The sequence below is a fragment of the Okeania sp. SIO2F4 genome, assembly GCF_010672385.1.
GTDB lineage: Bacteria > Cyanobacteriota > Cyanobacteriia > Cyanobacteriales > Microcoleaceae > Trichodesmium.
Genome location: NZ_JAAHGT010000711.1, coordinates 1 through 5,106 on the forward strand (window position 1 = coordinate 1; position 5,106 = coordinate 5,106).

The 5,106-nt window shown below is 36.1% G+C and carries 8 protein-coding genes; 4 read left to right on the plus strand and 4 right to left on the minus strand.

All coding sequences use genetic code 11. From position 1 onward, the window contains the following. Positions 1-425 precede the first annotated feature (425 nt). The 4 genes from F6K22_RS31020 to F6K22_RS31035 all read right to left on the minus strand — a co-directional run bounded on the left by F6K22_RS31020 (position 426) and on the right by F6K22_RS31035 (position 3,382). Positions 426-878 carry a peptidoglycan-binding domain-containing protein gene (locus tag F6K22_RS31020; RefSeq protein ID WP_293107117.1) on the minus strand — a complete coding sequence of 151 codons (453 nt, stop codon included), beginning with the start codon at positions 876-878 and terminating at the stop codon, positions 426-428. Between the two features lie 294 nt (positions 879-1,172). Then, positions 1,173-1,661, minus strand: coding sequence for a hypothetical protein (locus F6K22_RS31025; protein WP_293107119.1), 489 nt, complete (start codon positions 1,659-1,661; stop codon positions 1,173-1,175). Positions 1,662-2,227: 566 nt separating this feature from the next. Beyond that, on the minus strand, positions 2,228-2,545 hold the full coding sequence (locus F6K22_RS31030) for a peptidoglycan-binding domain-containing protein (protein ID WP_293107121.1): 318 nt from the start codon (positions 2,543-2,545) through the stop codon (positions 2,228-2,230). Positions 2,546-3,154: 609 nt separating this feature from the next. Continuing rightward, a complete protein-coding gene (locus tag F6K22_RS31035; RefSeq protein ID WP_287279668.1) occupies positions 3,155-3,382 on the minus strand; it encodes a hypothetical protein in 228 nt (75 codons plus the stop codon). A 472-nt stretch (positions 3,383-3,854) separates the two neighbouring features. Between F6K22_RS31035 and F6K22_RS31040 the strand changes: the two genes are divergently transcribed. The 4 genes from F6K22_RS31040 to F6K22_RS31055 all read left to right on the plus strand — a co-directional run. Beyond that, on the plus strand, positions 3,855-4,109 hold the full coding sequence (locus tag F6K22_RS31040; protein ID WP_293107126.1) for a hypothetical protein: 255 nt from the start codon (positions 3,855-3,857) through the stop codon (positions 4,107-4,109). A 49-nt stretch (positions 4,110-4,158) separates the two neighbouring features. After that, positions 4,159-4,317, plus strand: coding sequence for a hypothetical protein (locus F6K22_RS31045; RefSeq protein WP_293107129.1), 159 nt, complete (start codon positions 4,159-4,161; stop codon positions 4,315-4,317). Between the two features lie 7 nt (positions 4,318-4,324). After that, entirely contained in the window at positions 4,325-4,633 is a 309-nt protein-coding gene (locus F6K22_RS31050) for a hypothetical protein (RefSeq protein ID WP_293107132.1), read from the plus strand. Between the two features lie 19 nt (positions 4,634-4,652). Then, a partial coding sequence (locus F6K22_RS31055) for a hypothetical protein (protein ID WP_293107135.1) occupies positions 4,653-5,106 on the plus strand: 454 nt, incomplete at its 3' end.

A 5,106-nucleotide genomic window follows, 5' to 3' on the forward strand; every position in this document is an offset into this window, starting at 1 on the left:
ACTAAGTCTCCAAACTCAATTGTTTTGTATCCGTATTTATAGTTAATAAAAATGCCAGAATTAAATTTGGCACACACAAACCTGTAATTAGGGCTAAAACTAGAGACGCTGCAATGAGGGTGTCAACTAATCCTATAATTCTTTTGTGGCAAAAATTTTAAGTTCTTAGCTAGAAAAGGTATGCTATACCTTTCATCAACTATTTTTAATAGATAGTGAAAGCTGAAATCCAGTCAATTCCTTGTTTAGTTTATGATAGCAAAGAACTTGGTACTTAATTGCAGTTACTCTAGTTTTACGCCTTTAAGAAAGGCAGCAGTATTGAGGCGTTAGCGGATCTTTGCGTCAACAATCGCCTAAATTAGTAGACTTTATGTATACCGCTAGCGTAAATCCTGATTAGTTTTGGTTAGTGAATTCAACTACTAATCGAGCCATTCTAATCGTGCCCAAGTTTGGGGACCCACAATTCCATCCACAGTTAAACCAGAGGATTTTTGGAATTTCTTCACAGCTTCTTCTGTTGCTACACCAAATATTCCATCAAATACCAAGGGACCATATCCAAGAAAATTTAACCGTCTTTGTAGATATTCTACATCTTCTCCAGTGCTACCCAAAAACAGAGTAGTGCGGACAATTTTACTTGTATCTATTACTGCCAAAGTTTGGGGACCCACAATTCCATCCACAGTTAAACCATAGTATTTTTGGAATTTCTTCACAGCTTCTTCTGTTGCTACACCAAATATTCCATCAACTACCAAGGGACCAAATCTAAAAACATTTAACTGTCTTTGTAAATGTTTCACATCTTCACCAGTGCTACCAAAGGTAAGAGTACGAAGAGACCTAGTTCTTTGAGTTCCAGTAAACATAATTTTCTCCTTGTTTTTTGAATTTATCAGGACTTACGCATTAACGCTATTTATAGTGTATTAATTGGTCATCATTCAAGATAAGCAAACTATATTTAGCGCCGTTGTGTAAGTTCTATATTTTTATCATCTCCTAGTTTTTGGGGAAGTGGGATAATGTGCATGAGTTATCACAATTAACTTTTTATTGTGGGTGGACGTGAATTTTCTATCACAACTTGACTTGATTAGATAAATATTGTCTAATTTTAGCTGAAATTTTCCCCTAGGATAAGTTGATTAAACTTGATTGAATTAATAAACTTTTTTCATCCTGACTGGAATATAACCAGAATCATCAGAACAATTTTTCATTTTCAAATGACCACTATCATCTAACTCAACATAAAAATTATCAGGTTGATAGTTACGGTTTATTGCATCCCTACCTGGATAAGTAGGTCTATTACCTTGAAGAGTATAACCATTTCTTTGACGATGCATATTCATTTGTTGTTCAACGTAAACTCTCGTACCATTAGGTCTAGTTACATTTACAACCATAGTTCCAAAATTTCCATTCATTTTTAAACGACCTTTATATAACAATCCGTTGACTTTCCATTGTAAATTCCATGTTCCGTTCATCCCTTCATTTATAACGCTACGAGTGATCAGGGGCTCGACTTTTACCTGAGCAAAAGCAGCTTTTACAGGAGTTATTGTGGCAAATGATAAAGAAGTAGCTGTTAAAGCAACTAAACTGAAACTAAAAGCTTTGTTGAGGTTAGTTTGAATATTCATTTAAGGTTTCCTTGTTTTTAATTTGTTGATGTGGGAAGAGGTTGTTTTCTTTCCTTTCATGTCTTAATCATCTCCTAAATTTTTGCGAAGTTCGATAATGTGCATTAGTTGTCACAATTAACTTTTTATTGTGGATGGACGTGCATTTTCTTACATATTGATTAGCAGTTAGGGGTCACATTCTGCCATGACAATAGTTTTGTGAGGAGATAGTGATATTTTCTTGGTTAACTGTCCAGTGAGGTGTTGTGTACGCTGTCTAGTGCAGTGTCTAGTGAGTAGTAGACACCCTCAAAAATCCTCTTGGGAATGAGATTTTCAAGAGTTACTATTATCAAAGACGTTCAGTGATGAATAGATTTGATCAGGTGAAATGTTGCACAACAGTTACGCTATTTCTCAGAAAACCTAATATGTAAGTACCAAGGTTTTTGAGACGTCGAATAGTATGCTCTAATCAAGGAGTGAAGGACCTCAACTAAACTTCGTTATAGTTGAGGCTCCCCCATCTAAAATGAAACACTTTTAGATGAGGACTCCTTATACCTTCTGTCAGAGTGATAGTTTTAATAAGTATATTTGAAGATGGCATCACCCAAAGCTTTCCAGGTTTCAGGACCCACCACTCCATCTACTGCAATATCAGGCGATGGAAAAGGAAAAGTAGCGTTATAATTTTTTTGAAACTCAGCTACTATTTGTTTGGTTTGATTATCATATTGGGCATCAAATATTACATTATCGGTAATAAGAGTCGGTCTTCCAACTGGTAGACCGAACCAAAAGATTGAAGATAACAATTGTTCAAGAAACCGAACAGCATCTCCACTATCCCCTTCTTTTAATACAGGCAAAGTTGATACAGTCATTGTTGATACAGTCATTTGAGAAAATTCCTTAGTTTAGTTGAAATAGAGGTTAGCAATCAGTAATCAGTTTTCAAGTCGTATAATGGAGATTTTAACCCCCGAATTTTAGCTGAATACTGATTGCTGGTAAAAAAGATGGTTTGTTGATAGCTACCTTAGCCATAGCTATGGTTTTGTTAGAACCTATCTTGTTTCATTACAAACAATCCTAACCAAGGTTTATTTGCAGTAACGAAAATGGTATTTAATTGCAAGTCGAATGTTAAATAAGACTGTTTCTGGGAATTTTCCATAACCAATGTGCATTTCTAATTCACTTCAAAACAAAAATCCAATTTTTCTGGCAAAATTATTCACATTACTGGTGTTCTATTAATTTGTGTTATAAAGTGCAGTCTTTGATTAAAAACATTGCCAAACAGGACAATTAGCAAACTAAACCCGCATTATGGTACACAATAGTTCAGTGAAGGGTGTCTAGTGCACTGTACAGTGATTACTAGACACCCCACTACACAGTAAATATACTTATTGAAAAAGTGGCGTTCTCACGAGTGATTTAGGTACTCAACACTAAATCTAGAGAACGAGTTTAACAGTTCTTGGAACTCCGCTTCTTAAGAGCTATTCTTCATCTTCAAGTGAAATTTCAAGGTCGCTCATTTCGTTGTGAAGTTTCCTAAATCTACTAATTTCATCAATCACACCATTTTCAATCCATGGAGCGCAATAAGCACTCTGGCTTTTACCTGACGTTTCAGTAAGAAAGACTAACGCTTTATATATATAGTCAGGGACACTAACTGATATTTGTTTCATTTGTTTCTGACTACCTTTTTTTCCTCTTGACATATACTTATAATTCACTTATAATAGCAGCATATTCAAGGAATAAATAGACTGGTGAACGGGAGAAACCGGACGAACTATAGGCTATTAAACCTTGATAATACAATACCAATACCTTTAATATACTTTATGGAGGGCTACATATCCAGTAACAACTTTAATCGCTACACAGTTGTCAAAATTCATCGAGCTATTCAGTTTGCTATCGGGCAATCTGACTGGCTGTCACGGAAACAATTACTTGAAGGGCTTGCCTTCGCTGGCATTCCAATTTCATATCCACAACTATATAAAGATGTGGAATTATTGAAGTCGTGCAATATCAGTGGGTTCAATCACTTCAAGGGCGATAGAGGATTTGATAGAAGTTCATCATAAATTATCGTTGTGTTTCGATGGATGGCAACATACCGTTCACGCGGTCAAGGCGTGCTTCACCTACCTGAACTTTTGAAATTAATCAGAAATTACGATAATGACAACAAACAACAGCGCCATAGTGCAACAAATCAACCAATCGAAGTCGAGTCAATCCCAGTCTGAAAAACAATTTGAACGACTAGAACTCACTGAAATCATTGCTGATGCAAAACGAACTGCTCGTGGAGACGCAATCACTTGGGGTAAAGCATACCAACATTATTATGCTGACTTCAAAGAAGATGCACGCATGATAATAGTTGAAAAACAAATGAATCAACTACCATCAACTGACGATGAGTTAGACTAAGCTCTATTTAACGAACTTCATTCACCACCAGTATTTCACAGTTCAACCAATGGCAAAAAACAAGAAAGTTAAAGGAATTCTAGAATATACACTTCTACCTATTCTCATGCCAACAATATTGATATTACTACTCACAATTGCAGCAATATCACTAACTCCTGGTGAAAGTAGAAGTGAAATAGAACAAGCTGAAACTCAATCAGACTAATGAAATCATGAAACAACTTTCACTTTTTGATATCTCAGAAGCCATCCCGCAACTTCAAATATATGAACAACAAAAACTTGAAGCAATCAAGAATATTTCATCAGAAGATGTGATGACAATAGGTCAAGAAACACCAGAATCAGAATTTATCCCAGAACCAGAATGGGAGGGTCAATGGTTTGGTTCTTCATGGTGGGTTCAATGGTCTCCTATACTAACAGTCTTTCACCCAATAACTGGTAATTTCATATCATTTGACGGTGATGATACTGACCTATCAGAAATTGCAGATGAAATTAGCCAAATATTAGCATGATACTTAAACAGGAGTATAAATGGGATTAAGAAACGCACTTGCAAAAATATCAGGAGCCGCACAAAGCAACAGTTCATCACTTGCTAACGGCGAACACAGACTTGGAACTGCTAGTGACTTAGTAGGAAAAGCAACAACAGATTCCCTGACACCAACCAATCCTGGAACACTGCAACCACATAAATCAATGGCAGACTTGCAGTCACCTGTAACCATTAATGAGCAACAATATCAAGCTCTTAAAAGTAAAGTCAACGAACAGGTAAAACTAAACGGAAGCAGTGCTAAAGGATATCGAACTGCTGCCAGACTACTAAAAAGTGACTACACCAGAAACAATGCTTTCTATGGAGTCAAAGGATATGCAAGACAAGCAATTAAATATGCAGCCAAATCAGCCAAACTATTAGCAGGATTTGGAGCATATGCACAAGGAAAACGAAAGACATTTGCTGGTGCTGCTGCTAACTATG